Annotated in this window: 22 protein-coding genes; 7 read left to right on the forward strand and 15 right to left on the reverse strand. The window is 24.3% G+C overall.

All coding sequences use genetic code 4. The annotated features are described in order from the left end of the window. Positions 1–27: 27 nt before the first annotated feature. The 4 genes from rmuC to SLITO_RS03635 form a co-directional block, all read right to left on the reverse strand. A complete protein-coding gene (gene rmuC / locus SLITO_RS03615; RefSeq protein ID WP_075058414.1) occupies positions 28–1,161 on the reverse strand; it encodes a DNA recombination protein RmuC in 1,134 nt (377 codons plus the stop codon). A 95-nt stretch (positions 1,162–1,256) separates the two neighbouring features. Next, positions 1,257–3,263 (reverse strand): PTS transporter subunit EIIC, encoded by a 2,007-nt coding sequence (locus SLITO_RS03620; RefSeq protein ID WP_075058415.1) that lies wholly within the window; start codon positions 3,261–3,263, stop codon positions 1,257–1,259. Between the two features lie 344 nt (positions 3,264–3,607). Further along, positions 3,608–4,726, reverse strand: a complete 1,119-nt coding sequence (locus SLITO_RS03630) for an SIS domain-containing protein (RefSeq protein ID WP_158500640.1) — start codon at positions 4,724–4,726, stop codon at positions 3,608–3,610. Continuing rightward, entirely contained in the window at positions 4,719–5,495 is a 777-nt protein-coding gene (locus tag SLITO_RS03635) for a DeoR/GlpR family DNA-binding transcription regulator (RefSeq protein WP_075058418.1), read from the reverse strand. Before SLITO_RS03635 ends, SLITO_RS03630 begins: the two co-directional genes overlap by 8 nt. Positions 5,496–5,678: 183 nt before the next feature. Between SLITO_RS03635 and SLITO_RS03640 the strand changes: the two genes are divergently transcribed. Next, complete coding sequence (locus tag SLITO_RS03640) at positions 5,679–6,275, forward strand: lipoprotein (RefSeq protein WP_075058419.1); 597 nt, start codon at positions 5,679–5,681, stop codon at positions 6,273–6,275. A 338-nt stretch (positions 6,276–6,613) separates the two neighbouring features. Here the strand turns inward: SLITO_RS03640 and SLITO_RS03645 are convergent, their stop codons facing one another. After that, positions 6,614–7,777 (reverse strand): IS3 family transposase, encoded by a 1,164-nt coding sequence (locus tag SLITO_RS03645; RefSeq protein ID WP_075057955.1) that lies wholly within the window; start codon positions 7,775–7,777, stop codon positions 6,614–6,616. A gap of 128 nt (positions 7,778–7,905) precedes the next feature. On the opposite strand from SLITO_RS03645, the gene SLITO_RS03650 reads away from it, so the two are divergent. Next, a complete protein-coding gene (locus SLITO_RS03650) occupies positions 7,906–8,502 on the forward strand; it encodes a lipoprotein (protein WP_075058420.1) in 597 nt (198 codons plus the stop codon). A gap of 306 nt (positions 8,503–8,808) precedes the next feature. Continuing rightward, positions 8,809–9,270, forward strand: a complete 462-nt coding sequence (locus SLITO_RS03655; protein WP_158500642.1) for a polysaccharide deacetylase family protein — start codon at positions 8,809–8,811, stop codon at positions 9,268–9,270. Between the two features lie 574 nt (positions 9,271–9,844). On the opposite strand, the gene SLITO_RS03660 is transcribed toward SLITO_RS03655, so the two are convergent. Both SLITO_RS03660 and SLITO_RS03665 read right to left on the reverse strand, forming a co-directional pair. Then, positions 9,845–10,114, reverse strand: a complete 270-nt coding sequence (locus SLITO_RS03660) for a hypothetical protein (protein ID WP_075058421.1) — start codon at positions 10,112–10,114, stop codon at positions 9,845–9,847. Continuing rightward, positions 10,089–11,138: a lipoprotein gene (locus tag SLITO_RS03665; protein ID WP_075058422.1), complete on the reverse strand. Its 1,050-nt coding sequence runs from the start codon at positions 11,136–11,138 to the stop codon at positions 10,089–10,091. The genes SLITO_RS03660 and SLITO_RS03665 overlap by 26 nt, the downstream gene beginning before the upstream one ends. 196 nt (positions 11,139–11,334) lie before the next feature. Here SLITO_RS03665 and SLITO_RS03670 point away from each other — a divergent pair, with 196 nt between their 5' ends. Continuing rightward, the gene (locus SLITO_RS03670; protein WP_075058423.1) at positions 11,335–12,102 is read left to right on the forward strand and encodes a hypothetical protein; all 768 of its coding nucleotides are present in this window, start codon (positions 11,335–11,337) and stop codon (positions 12,100–12,102) included. Positions 12,103–12,174: 72 nt separating this feature from the next. Here SLITO_RS03670 and SLITO_RS03675 read toward each other — a convergent pair whose 3' ends face one another. The 8 genes from SLITO_RS03675 to SLITO_RS03710 all read right to left on the reverse strand — a co-directional run bounded on the left by SLITO_RS03675 (position 12,175) and on the right by SLITO_RS03710 (position 23,117). Further along, positions 12,175–12,978, reverse strand: coding sequence for a hypothetical protein (locus SLITO_RS03675; RefSeq protein WP_075058424.1), 804 nt, complete (start codon positions 12,976–12,978; stop codon positions 12,175–12,177). Between the two features lie 192 nt (positions 12,979–13,170). Continuing rightward, a complete protein-coding gene (locus SLITO_RS03680) occupies positions 13,171–13,884 on the reverse strand; it encodes a lipoprotein (protein WP_075058425.1) in 714 nt (237 codons plus the stop codon). Positions 13,885–14,445: 561 nt separating this feature from the next. Next, on the reverse strand, positions 14,446–16,002 hold the full coding sequence (locus tag SLITO_RS03685; protein ID WP_075058426.1) for a lipoprotein: 1,557 nt from the start codon (positions 16,000–16,002) through the stop codon (positions 14,446–14,448). A 128-nt stretch (positions 16,003–16,130) separates the two neighbouring features. After that, positions 16,131–16,835 carry a glucosamine-6-phosphate deaminase gene (locus tag SLITO_RS03690; protein ID WP_075058427.1) on the reverse strand — a complete coding sequence of 235 codons (705 nt, stop codon included), beginning with the start codon at positions 16,833–16,835 and terminating at the stop codon, positions 16,131–16,133. A 21-nt stretch (positions 16,836–16,856) separates the two neighbouring features. Next, the gene (locus tag SLITO_RS03695; RefSeq protein WP_075058428.1) at positions 16,857–18,311 is read right to left on the reverse strand and encodes a glycoside hydrolase family 1 protein; all 1,455 of its coding nucleotides are present in this window, start codon (positions 18,309–18,311) and stop codon (positions 16,857–16,859) included. 35 nt (positions 18,312–18,346) lie between these two features. Next, positions 18,347–20,920, reverse strand: a complete 2,574-nt coding sequence (locus SLITO_RS03700; protein WP_075058429.1) for a glucose PTS transporter subunit IIA — start codon at positions 20,918–20,920, stop codon at positions 18,347–18,349. A 99-nt stretch (positions 20,921–21,019) separates the two neighbouring features. Continuing rightward, entirely contained in the window at positions 21,020–21,784 is a 765-nt protein-coding gene (locus tag SLITO_RS03705) for a MurR/RpiR family transcriptional regulator (RefSeq protein ID WP_075058430.1), read from the reverse strand. Positions 21,785–22,640: 856 nt separating this feature from the next. Then, positions 22,641–23,117, reverse strand: a complete 477-nt coding sequence (locus tag SLITO_RS03710; protein ID WP_075058431.1) for a lipoprotein — start codon at positions 23,115–23,117, stop codon at positions 22,641–22,643. 132 nt (positions 23,118–23,249) lie between these two features. Between SLITO_RS03710 and SLITO_RS03715 the strand changes: the two genes are divergently transcribed. From SLITO_RS03715 to SLITO_RS06020, 3 genes are all read left to right on the forward strand, one after another. Then, positions 23,250–23,483, forward strand: coding sequence for a hypothetical protein (locus SLITO_RS03715; protein ID WP_075058432.1), 234 nt, complete (start codon positions 23,250–23,252; stop codon positions 23,481–23,483). Positions 23,484–23,720: 237 nt separating this feature from the next. Beyond that, positions 23,721–23,855 carry a lipoprotein gene (locus tag SLITO_RS06010; protein ID WP_158500644.1) on the forward strand — a complete coding sequence of 45 codons (135 nt, stop codon included), beginning with the start codon at positions 23,721–23,723 and terminating at the stop codon, positions 23,853–23,855. 184 nt (positions 23,856–24,039) lie between these two features. Then, the gene (locus SLITO_RS06020; protein ID WP_158500648.1) at positions 24,040–24,207 is read left to right on the forward strand and encodes a hypothetical protein; all 168 of its coding nucleotides are present in this window, start codon (positions 24,040–24,042) and stop codon (positions 24,205–24,207) included. The last annotated feature ends 8 nt before the right edge of the window (positions 24,208–24,215 follow it).

Below are 24,215 nucleotides of genomic sequence, written 5' to 3' on the forward strand. Positions count from 1 at the left end.
AATACATTACATCTATCAAATTATTTATTATTCGACTTCTATATTATTTTCTTTTAAAAGTTTGTTATAAATCTTTCTTAAAGAAGTTTCTTTAGTGTTGATTTTTTTGTATTCTTCATATAATTTTTCAATTAAACTAAAAGTATTCGATATAACTTCATCATAGTTATCAATATATTTAATAGCTTTATCTAAAATATCTATTTTTTTATCATAACTACTAATAGAATCAAATAAACTCATATATCTATCTACTGAGTTAATGATTGCCATTAATGTACTTGGTCCTGCAATTATAACCTTATTTTTAAATGCAAAATCAATTAAATCATGATTATCTGTTAAATAATAAAATATTGATTCACTAGGTATAAACATAATGGCATAGACGGTTTTATCTTCATCACTAACATATTTTGCGGTTTCTGTGATTCTTTTTTTGCAATCCAAAATAAATTGACTATTTGCAACTTTATATTCATTTGAATTAATTTTAGTTGAAGTTAATTTTTCATATGCGTTAAAGGGAAATTTAGCATCAACAGGAATATTAACAAAGTTTTGAGAACTTCCTTCAATAAAAAGATCTACTATTAAATTTTTATTTTCTGAACTCTTTTTTTGTAAAGTGTATTGTTTTTTATAAATAATGTTATCAGATTTACTATTTCCAACAATATTGCTTAATATTCTTTCTAATAAATATTCTCCTGCTCTACCAGCTTTATTATTTTGGCTAAGCAAATTATCAAGACGATCAACTTTATCTTTTACTTGACTAATTGGAAGTGTATGATCATTTAACTTTGTCAATCAAGTTTCAAGATCTTTTTTTGAGTCCTCTAGTTTTTTTCTTGTATCATTTGTTTGATTTAAAATAAAATCTCTGACTTTATTATCAACATTATTCAAATTTTTATTAGATTCTGAGTATACAGCATTAATCAAATTAGTTAAATCCTTTTCGGTTTGGTTTATAATACTTTTTTGTTCACTTAATATTTTTTCATTTTTAAGTTCGATTTCTTTTTTTAATAACTCAATATCATTTTTATCAATTCCTTCAATTTTAACATTATTTTTTTTCAATAAAAATAATATAAAAAAAGTTATAAATAATAACATTAAAATTGATACTAAAATAATTAATATTATCTCCATAATTAATTCCCCTAAACTTCATTTTTTGTATAAAAAAACATCTACTTTAATAATAACAATAAAATTTTATTATAATAGATGTATTTTTTATACTATTAAGTTATAGTATTGTTTTTTAAATTGGCAATATGTATCTCATATAGTTTTTGTAGTTTATTTGTAACGTGTTCAACATCTGTACCAATAATTAGTTGCAATCCTTGATTTCCTAATCGTTTAATTCCATAAACTCCTAGTTTTTTAATTGCATTATCATCAATATCAGTTTTGTTATCTTTAACTGTTAGTCTTAATCTTGTACTACAATTTTCTATTTTTAAGATATTGTCAAGTCTTACTAATTTAGCAATTCCTTCAGCTAATACTTCATATTTATCAGCTTTTAAATCATTTTTAGTAGTTTTTTCTTTATTATTTAAATTAGTTTGACCAATTGATTCATTGTCATCTCTTCCAGGTGTTTTTATATTCATTTTTTTGATTAATATTGTAAATGTGAAGAAGTACGCTGGGAATGCAAGACCTGCTAATACAAACATTCATAATGGATTTGACATTACTCCATATGTTGTACCATTTGCCATTCCTTCATATTTACTCATTCCTCATGAATTTGCAAATGAAATAACATAATCTATAAATCCACCACTAAATCCAAATCCAATGTGCATATGCATTGCAATTGCAATGGCTGCAAAAATTGATGTAAATAAAGCATTTATAACCCAAAGTACGGGGCCTACAAATATGAACGAGAATACGAGAGGCTCATCAATACCAGTTAACGCTGCAACAAATGCTACACCAGCTAAGAAAGTAGCTGTTTCTTTTCTTCTATCTTTTTTAGCACAATAAATCATTGCTACTGCTGCACCTGGTAAACCACCTCAAAACATTGGAAAGTATCCAGTTTGAAAGTTACCTGATACCATTGATTTTTGAAAGGCATTTATATCTCCAAATATAGTAAATGTTACCAAACTTCCTGTTTGTTGCATTAATACGCCATTTGGTAACCCCCCACCTCTAACATTAAAGAATTCTTTAAAGTTATCATTGGTTATATTTACCCCTCCAAATATTGAATCAGAAATAGCTTGCATAATTTCTTTACCTTGATCTGTAATGTTTCCAGCACTATCTAATAAAGTTGTACCTCCAGATAACATATCATTTCAAAGTTGGACATGTCCATAAAAATCAACTATATAACCATCAATAGGCATTTGAAATCATAAAAATGTATTTATAATGTGATGTAAGCCAGTTGGTTGCACCATTCTATTTATAAATCCATATAAGAAAGCTCCAGGTATTGCTCACGAATCACCTGATGAAACTAATTTACCAAATGATATTAAACCAAATTGGAATCATGGTCATATTGCAGCAAACAAGAATGCCACTGGAACTGAAGCAACCATTATAATCATAGGAACAAATCTTCTTCCACCAAAAAATGAAAGAGCTTGAGGTAGTTTAATTTCTCTAAATTTATTATATGATCATGCTGATAAACAACCTGCTACAATACCTCCTAAAACTCCAATATTTAAGATGTATTGCCCTCCAATTACACTTAATTTGCCATTAACGAGACCATATGTCGGAACATAGAATAAACTTGATAGTTTTTGACCTGCTTCTTGTCATGTTCCGTCTTCATTTTTTGTTCAAACATCAAATGTTTTTGTTTGATCATAAAATAATTTTGGTAATCCACCTTCATTAAGCATAGCTACAAGTATTAAATAAAACGCAGCTCCAACTAATGCAGCTTCACCTCTTTGGTCTTTTGATAAACCAAATGCAGTACCTATTGCAAACAATAAAGGTAAATTATCAAAAATAGTCGAACCTGGTTTAGCAATTATGAAACCAATTCACCAACCCGCATTATATTCAGACTCTGCATTTAATTCCATAGCAAGCGAACCAAATCTATTTAACAAAGCCGCAAATGGAAGTAAAGCAATTGGATACATCAATGATTTACCTAAACCTTGTAATTTTACAAGTAAAATACTAAAAAAATTGTTTTTAGGATGTGGTATATCATTGAGAACTTCTTTTTTTTCTTTTCTTTTAAATAAAGTCTTCATATTAATCTCCTTTCACAAACTAATTATAGAAAAAAAGATTTAATATTATTATAATATTTGGAAATTTTTTTAATATTTATGAAAGAGTTTGTAAAAATATTTCAAATTATTTCAACATTTCTACAATAAACATAGATAAACAGAAAAATACTATTAATGACAAGGTAAATAACATAAATATTTTAAATCACTTATTAAAAAATATGTATACAAATTTTTTAGTTGAGGTTGTAAGTTTTGTGTCTTTTTTTAAGTATTTATTGGAGTTAAAAACTAAATATAAAATGTATAAAGCTAATAATATTGAACTAATAATAAAACCAACCAATAGAGCAATTTCTGTATTATTCATTATCAAATATACCTTCATGAATTTTAAATTTTTTAACTACTCTATTTACTTCTCCTGAAGGACAAGGATTGTCTGGATTAAATCCCATACTTTTAGAGTTTCTTAATGCAAAAATTTGAAAGAATATTATGTATTGTAATATTGTTAAAATAGTATTGTATCCCTTCAAATCAAAACTAATATTATTAATTTCTTCTTTATTTTTTAAATCACTTACAATAAACAAGTTTTTAACTTTATTTTCATTAATTATTTCATTAATTAAATCAAACTCAAATTTTTTTGAATTTTTATTATCGGAAACCAAAAAGAATATTAATGTATTTTCTGATAATATTGATTTTGGTCCGTGTCTAAAACCTAAAAAAGAATCATAAAAAGTAGCTATTTTCCCTTGTGTAAGTTCTAAAAATTTTAATCTAGCTTCTTTTGAAAGCCCATAAAATTCACAATCTCCTAAAAATACAATTCTATTAATATTATTAATATTTATATTAGTTATTGAATTTTCGATTATTTCAAATGAATTTTCTACTTTTTTAATGAAGTGATCAAATTTATTAAATGAATCATCATTAATCATTATACTTAAAAATAATGAACATGCTAATAACATAGAAGTGAAACTTGATGTCATTGCAAAACCTTTATCATTTGATTCTTCAGGTAATAAAATTGTATTGATATTATTTAATTTTTGTTTTAACTTATATAATTCACCATTTTCATTACAAGTTATTATTAAATGATGAACGTTTTTAGTTACTTTATTTAAAAAATCAACAGCCGCCACTGATTCAGGAGAATTTCCACTTCTAGCAAATGAAATTAGCAATACCTTTTCATCTTTTTTAATAAATTTATAAGGGTTTACAACTAAATTTGTTGTAGCGATACTATAAATTTCTAAACCTTTTTCAGTAAAATAATTATAAATTGAATCTCCAACAAATTGACTTGTTCCAGCACCAGTCAATATTATTTTATAATCTTTAAACTTTTTAGCGATTTTTTTTAACTCTTCTTTATTTTTATTAAAATAATCATATACTTTTTTTCAAACTTGAGGTTGTTGATAAATTTCAACCTCTGTGTTACATTTACTATTCATTTTTACCTCCATATATTATATTTGTATTTCAATTAAGTTTATCAATACAAGTTTTTGATTCATAATCTGTAATAACATGACATATTTCTGATACATTGCACACTAAGTTAATCCCATAATCTAATAACTTGGTTGAATCAATTAAAAGAATGTTCTTTTGAGATTTTTTCAATGCTTCTTTTAATAAATTTGATTCTGGGGCAAAATCATCATATATATTCCCTTCTTTGTCACAACTAATACAAGAAAAGAAAGTCTTTGAAAACTTTATTCCTTCAATATATTTCTTAATATCCCTACTAAAAAATACTTGACTTTTTTCTTTAAAAATTCCACCAATTAAAAAAACATCAATTACATTTTTATTTTTTCAAGCTTCTAAAAAAACTGGAAAAGAATTTGTAACTATTAACTTAATTTTTTTATTAATTAATTTAACAAAATTCTCTATTGTTGTACCTGGAGCACAATATATAATGTCTTCATACTCTAATAATTCAACTGCTTTTATTGCTATTTGTTCTTTTTTATCAACATTTTTTTTAGCTTTTTCTGTTCTTGCTATTTCATATTGATCATAAACCTTAGAAGTTATTGCACCAAATGATAATAATATTTTATTCTCAGATTCTAACTCTTTTAAATCTCTTCTTGCTGTTGATTCATTTATTCCAATATCTTCTAAATAAATCAGCAAATCTTTAGTTTCAATGAATCTATTTTTATTGACTTTATCTAAAATAATATTCTTTCTTTCCAATTTGTGCATAAACTAACCTCTTTAAATATATTATATTAACTAATTTTATTAAAATGATAACTATTGCTATAAAATGAAAGAAAATGAAATAATTTACTAAATTCTTTCAATTTTATTATTTAATATTTTTTTAAAAGAAAACTATAATTATATTTGTAATAAAATACTACTGTAGTTTAAAGGAGAAATAAAATGAAAAAATTACTTAGTATATTTGCAGCTACAGGATTAGTGACAACTACTGGAGCAACAGTAGTTTCATGTGGTAATAAAGATGAGGAAGTTGAAAACATGACATTAGCAGAAGGAAAAAATGATTCTGATGTTGTAAATTATTTAGCTGATAAATCTAAAACCCAAATATCAAAAAATGCTAATAATGAAAATAGTAACGATTGAAAGCCTCTTCAAATTGAAGATAACAAATTAAGTGTAGATTATGAAAACTTTAATACAAATGAATGATATGATACTGAATATTTTAAAATTGGTACAATATCTGGTTCATTAGTTTTGATTGAAGACGGTACTAATACAAATTATTTTGGATCGATGAGAGATTACTTTAATGAAATTAAAACATTAGAGAATAGTTTTGATAATGTAGAAGGTAAAGATAATGTAATGACAGTAAAATTATATTATTTTACAGTCAAAGGTTTAAAAGGAAATAGCATATTCGATTTAAGAGTAATTTCAGTAGAAGGAACTTATGATTTTAATGAAGAAAAGTACATAACAGGACCTATTGTAAAGAACGAATTCTTAAAAAGAATTAAAATTTCATAAAAAATATTATTTATTTGCATAAAGTAAATTTATTAAAATATATTTATTTTAAAAATATTTTTTCAATATGTAACCTAAGTAGACCATTTATCCAAAAATAGATGGTTTTTTTTATTCATTATATTTAATTAATTTCTAATTTATTGAGTTAATAATAAGTGGTTTAAAAGTTTTATGAAACCACAATTAAAAACATTTATTTTAACTAAGTGTTATTTTTTTTTATAGAATTTACTTTAAAATATCTATTTTTCATATAAACGTTTTTTTAATAATATATATAAATATTTTATTAAAAAAAAAAAAAAACGAACTGAAATTGTCAATTAAAATTGACATTAAAAAGATACTTTCTCCATACGAATTTCGTATGGAGTTTTTTTATGTTTTAATGAAGGTCTAACATAATTATAAAACTCTATATAGTCTGAGATAATTTTATAAATATTTGAATGATGTAGTTCTTTTACTTTATATGTATATATACATTCATTTTTAAAAGTTCCAAAAAAAGACTCACAGGCACCATTATCTGGTGAATTTCCTCTTCGTGACATAGAAATATTTATATTATTAGTTTTACATAATCTTTCTCAAGTTTCATTTGTATATGGTGATCCTTGATCTGAGTGGATTATCTTTGGTGCACCTCTTTTTTTAATGGCGCTTATTAAATTTGTATGACATAATTTATTATTAGGACTAACCGATAACTTTCAATCAATAATTTCTGAATTAAACAAATCCTTTATAACAGATAGATATACGTTTCCATTAATAGTTTTTATATAAGTTACATCTGTTACTCATTTTTCATTTATATTTTTAGATTTAAAGTTTCTATTTAGTAGATTTTCAAATCTTAATGGACCTGATTTATCATAGTTTGGAACTTTCTTTTTCTTCACTGCTTTTAAACTCATTATTTTCATATATCTATAAACAACTCAAGGGTTTAATCTTTCTTTAAAGTATTTGTTTAAAAATAAAGTTATCATATTATAACCATATCTTTTTTTAAACAAGTAAAAAAGGCATCTTATCTTAATTGCTAAAATTCTATTATAATTTTTATACTTTGGTTTTCCGTTTTTAAGTCATTTTAAATATCCATACCTTGAAACTTTTAAATATAAACAAGATAATTTCAAAGAAAACATTCTTTTAACATTAAAAATGGCGAAGTACTTTTCCTTAGTTGTCTTCGCCAAATGCTTTTTTAAAGCTCGTTCCAGTTTCAAAGCCTCTCTTAATTCTTCAATGCTCATATCATCAGGTTCTTTAAAAATTCAATCATGAGATTTAAATTTTTTGATATTTCCTTTTGCTTGTGTTCCGCTACCTCATTCAAGAGCGCCTTCACCTTTAACTTTTACCTCTGATTTTCATCTTTTAATTGTGCTAGTACTAATATCAAACTTTAATGCCGCATTTAAAATACCAATTTTTTTTGATTCATTAATTATATTAAGTTTTTCATTTTTTGTTCATTGTTTTGCCATATAAAAAGAACACCTTTCAATAAAATTTTAACAATAAAAGTACTTTTTTACTGTCAATTTTATTTTAGATGTTCAAACTTTAAGTTAATTTATTATAAAATATTATTGTTATTTAAAAGGAGAAAAAAATGAAAAAATTACTTAGTATATTTGCAGCTACTGGATTAGTAGCAACTACTGGAGCAACAGTAGTATCGTGCGGGAATAAAGACGAGGAAGTTAAAAATTTAACATTGGTTGAAGGAAAAACTGATGCTGATATTATAAATTATTTAACAGATAAAGATAAAACATCAATATTAAAAAATGATAGTAGTGAAAATAGTAATGAATGAAAGCCGCTTGAAATTGAAGATAAAAAATTAAGTGTTGATTATGACGACCTTGATACAAATAAATTTGATTTTGAAGAAATTTATACTATCGGTAAAGTTACTGGGTCATTAGTCGAAGTCTTCGATTCCACTAATGAAACTTTGCTTGGGTCATTAGGAAGTTTTTTTAACGAATCTAAAACATTGGTAAATGAAAATGATAATAATGATGGTAAAAAAGATGTGTCAAATATTAAGTTTTATTGTTTTACAGTTAAAGGTTCTAAAGGAAGTAGCACTTTTGATTTAAGAGTGATTTCAATTACAGGTAGTTTTAATATTAAAGAAAACAAATACACAGCTACTCCAGTTGTTAAAAATGAATTTATAAAGACTATTACAATATCTTAAAATATTTTTATAAAAAGCAAGTAATTTAAAATTAACCATTTTAATGAGCTTGCTTTTTATTTATTTTTATTCTAAAAAAATATTTTATAGTGATTTAAAGTTATTATTTATTAATTTATGTTATTATTAAATATAAATTAAATAGTTTAAAAAAAATATTAAGGGTAATGTTGTGTTTAATTCATGAAATATTAAAAAAATGTTAAAGTGTTTTTATATATATTTATGTGTTTAAGTCTACTCCCCTTTTTCATTTCATTCTTTTTATTACAAGTTAACAGTGATAAAAAATATGTTGTTAATAATATGCACTCAAATAAAAAAGTATGTATGTTAACTTTTGACGATGGACCTTCAACTGAAAATGATAATGAGATTTTAAATATTTTAGAAAAATATAAAGTACCTGGAACATTCTTTTATGTTGGTAAAAATATTGAAGATAATATTAATAACTTAAAACCACTATTTAACAGAATACTTGAAAATGGTTCTTATATAGGAAATCATACATTTACTCATAACAAATATGTTTTAAAGACAAATTCACTAGTTAATGAAATTAATAAAACAAATGAATTAATAATATCTGTTTCAAATGAATTAAATAATGAATACATACCCTTAAGAATGCCTTATTTACAGTTTTACTCAGGAATTGATAGTGCTTTATCAAAGCTAAATCAAGATAATTTTATTGGCGGTTATTTAAGTGGCGATTGAGTATATGATAAATACGGAAAAGAAGAAATTATTAAAAATATATAAATAATGTAGAAGATAAAAATATATTAATAATGCATTCTACAAAGTATGTTAAAGTTTTTTTACCAGATTTAATTGAAAAATTAATTAATAAAGGATATAGTTTTGCAACATTTAATAAAAATGATAAAAACTATTATAAGAATTATGGAGAGTTAGTGAATTAATGGAATACTTTAACATATATCAAATAATTGATTTAATTACATCAATTATATTCTTGAGTTAATCAATTTATGTAATATCAAAATCAATTATATATAAAAAAATAATTAAAAAATATTTTTTAGCTATTGATTCAATTATATTGATTATAAATACGTATTTTCTTATTTGTTATGCATTTTCTATTTTCTTTTATTTAAATTCGTATTTATTTATAAAAATAAATTCGATAATATCAATTTTTTATTTTTCTGGAGTATTTATTTATTGATCAATTATAATGTTTTACAAAAAAAGTTTTTATCAAATTGAAACAAAAAAATAAAATACCTTTTCTAATTCATGTAATATAATTTATATTCATGATGTAAAAGGTATTTTATTATTTTATAGAGTTATAAATAATTATAATTTAACTGCTTGTTCTTTCATATGTCAATTTTGTTTCACCAGTGAATAATTTATTTCCTTCTAGTGCTTTAAATTTAATAGTTGTTCCACCTAATATTTCAAAACTATATATATTTTCGTATTTACCTTCAACATCTGATCTTGCTATTGGAAAGTAAGGATTTTTTTGAAATAATTTTGTACAAATTTCATATAATTTAACCTTATCAGTATCATCATCTTTAAAACTTAACTTACCTAATTCATTATAAGTTAAAGCATTTACGTCCATTTTTTTTAGGGTTTAAAATTCTTAGCATTGCAGAGTTTTCAAAATACTTAAAAGTATATTGATTATTTAACTTAGTTAGAGGTAGCACATTCATAATAAATTTTTCTTCTTCATCATCGTAATTGTAAGATTTAATATAAAAATCTAAATCATCAATCTTAAATATTTCATCAAACTTTTTAGTTTCGTTTTCTGATATTTTTACACTCTGATTAACAGTTGCTATTGTTTTATAGATTTGTTCTTTTGAAGGCATACTATCGGTATTATTTAAATCAATATCAGTACCATCATAATCCATAAAATCACTTTTGATGCTAAGTTCTGTTCTTTTTTTATCACTTATATTTACATTGAATTCTTTACTTGAATAATTTCCATATTTAAAAGTTATCTTTGAAGTTCCTGATTTTGGATTTCTTCAATCCTTAGGATAAAAGTTTAATTCAAAAACTCCAGTTCCATTATCTGTATACCTATATGAGTCAACTAAAATAACCTCTTCATTACTTGAAGTTGTTGAAATTTTAGTATCTTTTTTAAAATTTTTTACTGTAACTGTTGTTTTGTATTGTAGATTAAATAATTGAACGGTCGATGAATTTTCACCAACATAACCATTTATATCAGCTATATCTTGTATTTCTGGAGCTGGCGCTGATTCACTTTTTGAATAAGTATAAGTAACTTCAACACTTCCTGTAAATTTAGTTGAAGTGCTTTTAGCAGTTAATTTTGCACCTTTTTTAAGATCATTTAATGATGATGTGGTTATATCAACATCAGATGAAGTTAGATTGTAATCTTTATTTTTTTCATTAATTTGTTTCACAATCTCATCATTTGTAGGACTATCTCCAACACCTTTTCATTCTCCTAATTGTTTAACACTTAATTCAGATAAATTTTTTTTAGTATTTGTTGATGGTGTATCTTTTTCTTTACTATCACCACATGATATAACACCAGCACTTGTTGTTGTAACAAGTGAAACAGTTGCTAATAATCCTAATATTTTTTTCATTCTTTTTTCCTTTCAAATGTAAATAATTTTACATTTATTTCATTTTACAACTTTTATAATTACTTTTTTAATACTTTAATAAACTTAAAATATGTTTTATATATAAAAAGTTTTTGGTTTTTCAAATAAAAAGGTTTTATATAATATTTTGTTTATAATCAACCTAACCACTTAATAGTTGTACAAAGGAGAGATTATGAAAAAAAGTATAAAAGTATTAGGAGCAACATTATCAGTTTTAGGTACATCTGCATTAATATACCCTTTAACTAAATTAGGCTCACAAGAAAATAATTCAGTATTTGCTATCAATGAAAGCGAATTAAACAACAATAACATATTTAACAACTATGATAGAAGCGAAATAAATCTAAGTTTAGTTGGTGAATTTGTTGAAGGTAAAGGTATTTATGGTTTGTTTAACCCAGCAATTGTTAAAGGAGCAATAACTATTGATCCAGGAAAACAAAATTCACAAGAAGAAGTGTTTAAAGCAACAAAAGTTTATACAGAAAATTTATTAGGTATTGTCAAGACATTATTTGGTTATGACATTAAAATTGATACACTAGTTGAAATGATAAAATTTGAATATTATTCAGATGAAAATGGTCAAACATTACAAAACAATGATAAAGAAGATATAAAATCATTTAAAATTTCAATTATACCAGGCAAAGAAGATACAATTGATGGTTTACATGTTTATGGAAACACATTAATAAAAACAAAACTTAAAACTTCATTAAGTGATGCAATAAAAGTAAGAAAAATAAATGAAAAAATACTTAAGGAAGCACTCTTAAAACAAAGAGTTGCAGTTCTTAACAACTTGGTTAGTTTAGATAGAAGTATTGAAATAAAAGATTTTGATAAAGATAACAAAACTGCACAAGTAATTGTTGGTAATGGATTTAATAATGCTTATTATGATGATCAAAAAATAGTAGTAACATTTAAATAAGAATTATATATATTTCATAAATAAAAAAATCTTCATATAATATATGAAGATTTTTAATTATTTATATTAGTTTTATGCTATAAATTCTGTAATTTTAATTGTTAGTTCGACTTCATATGTACCATAAACTATTTTAACTTTAGTTTCAACGTTGGCTTTAATTGATTCTACTTTTGTTGTATAGTAACTTGCTCCTGCATTTCCTAAAAAATTCAAAATAAAATTATTTGAGTTTACATTTGTAGGTTTTACTAAATTTTCTGAATTAGTGTAGGCCCCTGCTGCATTTGTTTTAAATGAAATTTCTTTTTCTTTCTCATATGATACAACCATTGTTTTAGTTTGCTCATCATAACTTGTGTTATTATCGCTTTGACCTTCAAATTGAATATAGTTTAAAAAATATTTGAATGCAAGGGTTGTTTGTCCATAATAGTTTTTTGATGTACTTTTAGCCTTGATTTTTGCTTCTGTTGCAGTTGGTTGATTAACAAATTCAATATCATCACTAGTTATTTTATATTTATTATTTTTTTCATTAAATACTTTAATAATAAGATCTAAAGTTATGCTAGATACAGCACCATTAATAGTACCTAAATTTTTTTCAATTTCTGAATTTGCTAAATCTGTTGTTCTAGTTTCAACATATTTTAATGTAAAAGTTGCATTATTTTTTAATAATTTACTTGTTGAAACTGAATTCACCATTATTGAACCTGCAGATTCTGGTGTAGCTTCTTTAAATCCACTGAATGTATAATCTGCGTTTAATTTTGCTCCTGGAGAAAGTTTTGTAATTTCTTCAGTTGCAGCAGTTTTTGCATCTTCTTCTTTATTAGATTTTGGAGACAATTCTTTTCCAATTGTATTCAAATCTTTTTTTGCTTCTAATACAGTTACTTTAAAAGTAACATCTTTAGCACCATTATATTTAAGAGTAATTGTTGCTTCTCCTGCTTTAACTGCTTCTAAAGTTAATGTAAATTTAGCTTCTTCTTTAGTAGAAGATGGAGCAACTTTAACTTTAACAACTTCTTCAGTAGATGATGCTGCTGTTAAAGTTTTTTAACTTTTTGAGTTAGCAACAGTTACACTTATTGGGTCTATTTTTTCACCCATTTGGATTTCTTTGTCCCCAACAGCCCCAATTGTAGTTGCTTTTGTTTTACTATATGTTTGTGTTAAAGTAGCATTACCAGTATAATTAGTTGATGTTGTTTTTGCTTTTAATTTAGCTTGACTAGCAGTTGGATTACCGTCAAATTCAACATCATCTGATGATAAGTTAAGATCAGAGTTTTTTGTATTAACTTGTTTTAAAACTTCATCAATTGTTGGTAAGTCGCCAACCCCTTCATATACTCCTAAATCCTTAACTTTAATTACATTATTTAAATCTTCTTTTTGTGGTGTTTCACCATTTGATGTAACTTTAACTGTAAAATCTTTTGCAGCATCCCCATATTTAACAGTTAATTTTGCTGTTCCTTCTTTTAAAGCTGTTACAATAACATTAAATTTTCCTTCTTTTTTTGTGTCTTTTTCAAGAGATGATTTTCCTGTAACGATTGTAGTATCACTTGAAATAACGCTAATTGAAGCATCATCAATTGGATTTATAACTGTTACTTCAATAGTTTTTGATTCCTCAACTTTTAATGTTATATCATCAATATTGTTGATAATAGTTTTTTCTTCACTAGTCCCACATGAAATGACAGTAATGCCTGTTGTTGCAACGATCCCTGTTGCAGCTAAAATACTTAATAATTTTTTCATTTTTAAATTTATTCCTTTCTGTTGGATAACCAACTAATACAATTATACTTTTTTTTTTTTTTTTGTTAAAAAAGTATAAATAATATATAAACAAAATATGATAAATTGTATTAAATATTTATAAAAATAAAAAAATTAAGAAAAAAACACTTAATAAAGCACCATTAAAACAAAAAGCTTTATTTCTTAATAACTTGGTTGGTCTAGATTGAAGTAATGAATAATAGATTTAGATATAGATAACAAAACTGCACAAGTAATTGGTGTTATTGGGTTTAATAACGCTTATTATGATGATTAAAAAGTTGTATTAATATCTAAATAAAAAATTATATTTCAAAAAAAAAAAAAAAAATAATCTTCATACAATGTATGAAGATTATTAATTATTTCATTAATTTTATGCTGTAAATCCTGTAATTTTAATTGTTAGTTCAAGTTCATATGTACCATAAACTATTTTAACTTTAGTTTCAACATTCGCATTTATTGATTCTACATTTGTTGTTCAATAACTCACTCCTGGGTCTCCTTGAAATTTTAAACTAAAATTATCTGATGTTACATCTGTTGGTTTGATTTTATTAGCTTCACTTCATTATCAAATGTACCTTTTGCATTTGTTCTAAATGAAATTGTACCTTCTTTTACATATGATACATTCATTGTATTTGTGTCTGCATCATAACTTGTGTTATTAGCACCATCATTTCCTATTTCAATATAATTTGAAAAATATTTAAAAGTTAAATTGATTTCACCATAATAATTTTCAGATGTACTTTTAGCTTTTATTGTTCCTCCTGTTGCATTTGAAGTTAGCAAATCAACATCGTCCTTAGTAATTTTATATTTACTATTTTTTTCATTAAATATTTTTATAACCATATCTAAGGTAGCAGCAGTTTCTTTCCCATTAATAGTACCTAAATCCTTTACTATTTCTGGGTTAGCCAAATCCGTTCTTGTTTCAACATATTTTAATGTAAATATTGCACTACTTTTTAATAATTTACTTGTAGAAACTGAATTAACTTTTAATGAACCTGCAGCTTCTGGAGTTGCTGCTTTAAATTGATCAAATGTATAATCAGTATTTAGTTTTGCACCTGCTGAGAATTTTGTAATTGCTTCAGTTGCAGCAGTTTTTGCATCTTCTTCTTTATTTAATTTTGGAGATAAATCTTTTCCAATTGTATTCAAATCTTTTTTAGCTTCTAATACAGTTACTTTAAAAGTAACATCTTTAGCACCAGTATATTTAAGAGTGATTGTTGCTTCTCCTGCTTTAACTGCTTCTAAATTTAATGTAAATTTAGCTTCTTCTTTAGTAGAAGATGGAGCAACTTGAACTTTAACAATTTCTTGTGTTGATGAAGTTGCTGTTAAAGTATTTTCACCTTTTGAATTAGCAACAGTTACACTTATTGGGTCTATGTTTTCACCTATTTGGATTTCTTTGTCCCCAACAGTACCAATTGTAGTTTCTTTTGTTTTGCTATATGTTTGTGTTAAAGTAACATTACCAGTATAATTAGTTGATGTTGTTTTTGCTTTTAATTTAACTTGACTAGCAGTTGGATTACCATCAAATTCAACATCAGTTGATGATAAAATAAGATTTGAGTTTTTTGTATTAACTTGTTTTAAAACTTCATCAATTGTTGGTAAGTCGCCAACCCCTTCATATACTCCTAAATCCTTAACTTTAATTACATTATTTAAATCTTCTTTTTGTGGTGTTTCACCATTTGATGTAACTTTAACTGTAAATTCTTGTTTAGCATCCCCATATTTAACAGTTAATTTTGCTGTCCCTTCTTTTAAAGCAGTTACAATAACATTAAATTTTCCTTCTTTATTTGCATCTTGTGCTAAAGAAGATTCTCCTTTAGCAATTGTTGCATCACTTGAACTAACACTAATTGCAGCTCCTGTAACTGGATTTTTAACTGTTACTGCTACAGTTTTTGTAGCTCCAACTTCTAATGATACATCTCCAATTTTATTAATAACAGTACTTTCATCAGCCTTAGCGTCATCTCCACATGAGATTACAGTAGCACTTGATGTTGCAACTAATCCAGTTGCAGCTAACATACTTAATAATTTTTTCATTTTTATTTTTTATTCCTTTCTGTTGGAAAACCAACTAATTTCATTATAAACTAATATATTTATATAGGAGGAAATTATTTTAAAATATAAAAAAATACTAATAATTATATTATTATTATTTCAAGTTTTTATTTGATATCTGCATCATCGTCTATTATTAAAGTTAAATTTGGGTGTAACATTAATATTGAAGCTGGAAAATTACGATCTAATTCTAGTTTTAACAAGTTTTCAACTGCTTTTTGTTTATGTTTACCATTTACAATTAATAATATGTTTTTTACACTCATTATACTTCTTGGCCCCATTGTTATATAAAAATTAGGAATATCTTCTTCGTTTTTATAAAAATTTATAGCATCTTTTTTATTTAAATTCACAGAAACAGTTCAATCATCAAATGTTGTCACTCCTGGTAGATTTCCACAAAAATGTCCATCTTCTCCTAAACCTAATACTACCAAATCAATTCCACCAATTGACTCAATGTATTTGTCATGATTTTTATAGTTTAATGCATTTAAATGATAAAAAGATTCTAGATTTATATTTATTTTATTTAAAAAAATATTATTTAACTCTTCACTAACAAGACCTTTAGATAAATCATTTTTATATGGTAATTCATCAAAGTTAAAATATTTAATTTTGTTATTTTGTAATATATCTTTGTATTTTTCAGATAATATTTCATACATTCTAATTGGTGTTTTACCAGCTGTAATAGCAATATTTATTTTTGAAGAACTATAATTATTTTTAATAAAATCAATCATAAATTTTGCTGCTTGTTGACTCATATCTTCATAATCTTTAGCAATTATTTTTTTCATTTTTTTATCTCCTTAAAATAATTATATTTCTCCAGTTTCTCTAAACTTTTTAAATCAATGATATGATTTTTTTAAGTATCGATTACCACTACCATTGTGATAATCATCATAATCAACATATATTAATCCATATCTTTTAGACATTTCATTAGTTGTTGCACTTACAACATCAATTGGAGTTCACATTGTATATCCAAATACATCAACCCCATCTTTAATAGCTTCATTAATTTGTTCAATATGTTTTGACAAATATTCAATTCGATAATCATCTTCAACTGTGTTATTTTTATTTAATGTTTCTACAACACCAATTCCATTTTCAGAAATAAATAGTGGTAATTGATATCGATCTCATAATTGATTTAATGTAATTCTTAATCCAACTGGGTCAATTTGTCATCCTCATTCTGTTTCTTTTAAAAATGGATTTTTACCAACTGACATTAAATTACCGTTTGATTTTTCAACTGATTCTTTTGAAGTTGTTCCAGTCATATAATAACTAAATGTTATAAAATCTAGTGTATTATTTTTTAAAAGTTTTTTTTCTTCTTCACTAATAATTAAATTAACATTATTTTCTTTAAAGTATCTTCAAATATAGCTAGGATATTCTCCTCTTGCCATTACATCATAAAAGAAAAATCTTGATAATTGTTGAAATCTTTGGTTCTCTCTTTGATTAATTGGGTTACAATCACTTGGATAAGTAGTTACATTTGCAACCATACAACCAAATTTAATATCTTTATTCATTTTTCTACCAATTTCGAATATTTTTGAACAAGCAATAAATTGATGATGTAATGCTTGATATTTAGCCTGAATATATTCTGATTCAGACTTATAATCTTCTTTTAAAATACCAGTACCTAATTCTGGAGCAACTACACCAATATTAATTTCATTTATTGGTAATCAATAGTCTACTAAATCCATATATTCATTAAATAAAGTTTTACAGTATTTAATAAACATATCAATAACATCTCTATTAATTCAACCTTTGTATTTATCAATTATTGGTCATGGTAAATCAAAATGATTTATTGTTACCATTACTTTTAAATTATTTTTTTTACATTCAGTTAATAAATTTTTATAAAACTCTAAACCTTTTTTATTTGGTTCTTTTTCATCACCATTTGGAAAAATTCTAGATCATGCAATTGATAAACGATAAATATTCATATTTGCTTCTTTAAATAATTTTAAATCTTCTTTGTATCTATTATAATGATCTATTCCATATCTTTTAGGGTAATGTAAACCTTCTTTATTTTCGATTGAGTCTACTAATGATTTTCTTGTTAAAGTTTTTAAACTATCTTCAAGTTTTTTTCTATCTAATTTAGATTGATAAGGTCTCATTTCTGATATAGTTAATGATTTCCCATCAACATCATATGCACCCTCAACTTGTGCTGCAGCTGTTGCTCCACCTCATAAAAAATCTTTTCTTTCAAACTTCATAGCTACCTCTTTTATTTTTCTAAATTAATACTTTGTTATTTTAGATTTAGTTTGTACATTTTAAAGTTATTTTTTTCTTCTTTTGAAAAACTTATATATTCTTGATCAACATAACCAAAACTTATATCAGTTGCATTTATTGCATTAAATATACCTTTGTTATAGATTATTAAATTATCAAAATTAATATTTTTTAAAATACTATTCATTACGTCAATTGATTCTTTTAGCAATTCTTTTTTAAGTTTTTCAAAATTATTTATAGCATCTTTGTATTCTACTTTTAATTGATTAACTTTTTCAATTAAAGGTTTTTTAACATCTTCAAAACTAAATTCATTAAACAGTTTAATTGATGCATTCACTTTTGATAACTCTAATTTATCTTTTTTTTCAATAATTTTTAAAGCATTATAATATAATTTTTTACTTTTTTTATCTTCTTTATTATTTAAATTAATTAAAGCTTGTTCAAGTTTTGTTAGTTTACTCATATATTTAAAATATTCAGTAAATATACTTTTATTTGTTTTTATTTTATTCAAAATAACTGATTCTTGCTCAACAAAATCTTTTTTTAAAGATTGTTTTTGTTCTTTATTATAAATTACAGATAAAACTTTTTTATTAAATTTGTCGAATATATGTTTGGAATATTTAAACTCATCATTTTTTTCTTTATACAATAAAATTGTAAATCCAGCAGCTGATCCAATTGATATAAATCAAGTTAAAACATATAACGCTTGTTCTTTAAAACCATCAATTCCTGTAACTGAAAACACTCCCATACCAGAAGGTCTAATAAATTCAATTTTCAATATTCCAGAAATAAACCCAGCAACTCCAGCTCCTAAACATCCACAAAAAAATGGTCTAACCTTTGGTAAATTAACTCCATAAATCATTGGTTCAGTAATTCCAAACATCCCTGCGGTTAGTGCTCCTAAAGAAACTGTTTTTAATTGTTTATTTTTAGTTATTACTAATACTCCAACTCCTGCTCCAACTTGTCCGAATGCCCCTAAATAAACAGCACTTAGCATCAAAGTAGGTTGTGCTGGATTTGCCATAATTGTTGGAATCATAATTGTAAACACAATAGCAACGTGAACTCCAGTTAAAACTAATATTTGTCATGAGAAGGCAAATATCGCAACTCCAATCCCGATTGGTCAATCTTCAATAAATTTAACAACCATTGATAAACCATATTCAATAAATGAAAGTGCTGGTCCTAGCACTAAAAATACTGGAATTATTGAAAATAAATATACAAGGAATGGTCTAAAAACTATATCAATGCTTGTTGGCATCCAAGTTTTTATTCATTTATCAGATAAAGCACATAAAACTCCAGCTGCTATAAATGGCAATACTGATCCTTCATATGATTTAACCAATACATCATAGTTTCCTAATTTAAATAATAATCAACCATTCCCAACTCAATCACCAAATGTTGGGTCAGGGTTAGGGTTTGGCATTATTCCATAAAACATTCTTGAAGTTAGTGTTAAACCAACAACAATTGCCATAACAGGATTACCTTTTAAATATTTACAAGTTGTATAGCAAAACACTATTCCAATTAAATTTAATCCAACTTTACTAAGAATAAACAATACACCAGATAACATATCAGCAGATCAAACTGTATCTTCAGTAACTTCTTTTGTTATATTTAAATTTACAAATAAAGATTGTAAGGCAGCTAATAATCCAACAGCCATTAAAATTGGAATATTGGGTGCCATTATACCAGACAACATCGTAAGTAATCTTTTACTAATTGGAGGTTTTTTAATTAAATTTTTATTAATTACATCTTTAACAACGACTCCACTTTTAATTTTTACAACTTCATCTTTAACTTTATAACATTCTCCTCCAATAATTATTTGTAACTCATTCCCATTTCAGTTAATACCTTTTACTAATTCATTTTTTGAAATACTTTTAGTATCAACCTTTGTTTTATCAACGATATTAAATCTTAATCTTGTCATACAATTATAAACATCACTAAAATTTTGTAAACCTCCAACATCCTTAACAAAATCCTCCGCTGCAATTAAGTACTTAGATTTATAAGATTTTAATTCTAATAGAGTATCATTATTGTTATCAGTATTTTTTATTTCTTTAATATCAACATTTATAATTGCAATTAAATCACCTTTTTCAGCATTTTCTTTTATTAATTCTTTAGAGATAATTTTAGTTTTTTCATCTTCAACAATTAATATTGGTGTTTCAGTAGATAAATTATTACTTTTTATTTTATCTAAATCTACTGATAATAATTTTGATTTATTATTAACTATATCATTTTGATTAACAAAGTAATGAAAAGGTTCCCCATTTAATTTAACTGTATCGATCCCTATATGCATTAATAATTTTAAATTATTTGAACTTAAAAATATTGCATGTTTAGTTTCAAAGATTAATTCAACTTTTGCGTCATTAATCGGTGAAAAAAAATTATTTTCTAAAGGCTTTATAAAAATACCATCACCCATTACTTTAGAAGAAAAAACATCATCACTACAATTTTCAATAAGTTTAACTTCACACTTACAAGGTGCATATAATTTTATTTCCATATAACTCTCCTTTCTATATTTTGATTTTTTCATATTAAAAAAATATATACTACATTATTAAGCTAATAAAAAAGTACTTGCATTCTCTGCAAGTACTTTCTAAGTATCAAATTTTATTGAAAAGTATGTAAATAAATAAATTAAAGCAAAATGTCTTATAACAAATTGAGAATTATCCCCTTCAAAGTTTAGTATACATTTTTCCTTAAATGCCTTTAAATCAATTTTGTTTTTTTGGTATATTGAGGTTATAATGTAATTTTTTGAAAAAGAGTTTTCATTAATTCTATTTATAAAAAAATTAATTAGCGTTTCAACGTCTCTTCCTGTTAAAATCACAATATTTACAACATCTTTTTCATATAAGTAAGAAGTATCTCTCATAAAATTATTATGAATGTTAATTAATTCACAATATATATTTTTAGATTGAATTATCTTGTATATAAAATCAGATGATTCAATTGCTTGATATGAAGAAAATATTCTTACCTTTTTATTTATTTTAATGTCATTGATAAGTTCTTTAATAAAATATTCATTTTTAATTACCCAAGTATTAACAGAGTCAAAAACTTGAATATTTTTTTTATTTTTGATAATTTCTAAATCATTTTTTGTTTTAATTATTATTCTTTCATACTCCATTTTTAATTTTGTTAATAATTCTCTATAACCACTACAACCTGTTTCTTGTGAAAATCTAGTTATTGTTGATTCAGAAACAAAACAATCTTTTGAAAACTCTTTTTGACTTTTAAAACTTCCTACCAAAAACATTTCTAATATTTTTTTACTAATAATTTGCTTTGTTGTATTCTTGTTGTCTTTAGCCATATTTTCTAAAATTTCATATATATGCATTTATTCACCTCTAATAGAAAATATTAATTACTTTTATATTATTTTATATTATTTTAACTTTGAATATAAACAATAAAAATTAGCATATGCTAATTTTTATTGTTTATATTCTTTATAAGATTTATTATTTATTATAATCTACAATTTTGATTCCCATTTCAACTTCGTATGTTCCATATATGATGATTACTTTAGTATTTACATTAGCTTTAATATAATCAACAGTTGAAGAAAAATAATCTGGATTGTTAAGTTTATAAAACGAAATAGAAAAATCTTTATTAGTTACAGTACTTGGAGTTAGTGAATTTTCAGGATCATCAAATTCCCTTTTTGTTTAGTTGTAAATGAAATAGAGTCTGCTTTTTTATAATTAACAGTTATTATATTTGATTGTTCATCGTAAGTTGTATTATGTTCTTTTTCTCCTTCAAATTCTATATAATTTTTAAAATATTTAAAAACTAAATCTATTTCACCATATAGTTTTTTTGAGCCATTTTTAGCTGTTAATTTTGCAGATTTTGTATTTTCTTCTAATAAGTCAATATCATTTTTTGTAATTTTATATTCAGTATTTTTATCATTAAATGCTTTTACTATTACATCTAGAGTTGGAGTTTCTCCTTTACCATTAATTGAACCTAAATCTTTTGTTGCTTTTGATAAATCTTTTTTAGCTTCTAATACAGTTACTTTAAATGCTACATCTTTTGCATCCTTATAACTAAGAGTAATTGTTACATTTCCTGCCTTAACAGCTTCTAAAGTTATTGTAAATTTAGCTTCTTCTTTTGTTTTTGATGTGCTGACACTAACTTTAGCTATTTCATCTGAAGATGACGTAGCTGTTAAATTAATATCACTTTTTGAATTTGTAACTGTAACATCAAAAGGTTCAGACTTTTACCAACTTGAATAGTTTTTTTTCAACATTTGAAATAACTGCATTAGTTTTAACTGTAACTGTAAACTCCTTAATATAATTATCATATTTAACAGTAAATTTAGCAACGCCTTCTTTTAAAGCACTTACAACAACATTAAATTTACCCTCTTTGTTTGTATCTTTATCTATTGAAGTTTTACCACTTGCTACTGTTTCATCACTTGAACTAACACTAATTTCAGCATTTTCTACTGGTTTATTTACTGTAATTGCTACTGTTTTGCTCTCATTAACATTAATTAAAACATTTTCAATGTTATTAATTTCAGTTTTATTTACGTCACCACACGAAATAACAGTGGCACTTGTTGTCGCAACGATCCCTGTTGCAGCTAAAAAGCTTAATAATTTTTTTATATATTTATCCCTTTCTGTTGTAAACAACGTTTTATTATTATAAACTAAAATAATTCATTTATAAAACTTCTCAAGAGCTTAATTCATTCGAGTCACAAATATGCTATAGTTTGTAAAAAATACAATGTGTTATAACTTAATTTATAAAGAGGTACATATATGAAAAAAATACTTACTTTTTTAATATCAGCAAATTTGTTTACATTTAGTTTTATAAATGTAATTTCATGTTCAAATGATGAGTTTGGATATAATGTTAATACAAATAAAGTATATTCAACAAAAAATGAACTTATTAGTTATGGAGATAAAATATATCTATTTTTTATTCTTGGAAATTATAACGATATTGATAAAACTCCCGATTTTCAAATTGAATCAAAAATGATATAAAGCAATAAAGATACTAAGACTATTGTAACTTATTTTAAATTAGCCAATATCGTTAAAAATAAACAAGAACAAAAATTATATTCTGCAAATTTAGGTTTTAACTTTAACAATGAAAATAATAAGCCTCTAGATGATACGAATTATCAAATCGAGTTTAAAATTAAAGATATTATTGATAGTTTAGGAATAATTAACATAATTTTTAAAAAAAATTAGTAGTTTAATGAAGGAGAAAGTATGAAAAGATTAATTTGTTTTCTTTCAACATTTACTTTTGTTGCATCAACATCAACAAATGTTATATCATGTGGTAATGAGGATATAAGTTATCATACATACAAAACAATGCTTATGCAAATAAAGAAATTTTAAATGGATTAGATGATAGTATATCAATTATCCTTATTTTGGGAAATGATTGAATTCTTAATAACGGATTCACAATAATCCCAAATTTATCCGTATATAAAAATGACTCAGAATGGTTTGTTACTAGCTCTAAATTATTTAAATATTCAACACCAGAAAAAAAGAAGATAATAGCAGAATTTGGACAATGATAGTTATAGCAAATTATGATGAATCAAATAAATATTTGAATCCAACTAATAATACTAAGTATCAATTAAGCTTTTCATTGTATGGTCCAAACAGTGACTGAAATCAAGGTTTGTTTGGAAGTTTTGGAAATGTTGAGTTATTGTATAAAGAAACTAATAAATAAAAAAATAG

Origin of the sequence: Spiroplasma litorale, from assembly GCF_001267155.1 — a bacterium.
Classification (GTDB): domain Bacteria; phylum Bacillota_I; class Bacilli_A; order Mycoplasmatales; family Mycoplasmataceae; genus Spiroplasma_A; species Spiroplasma_A litorale.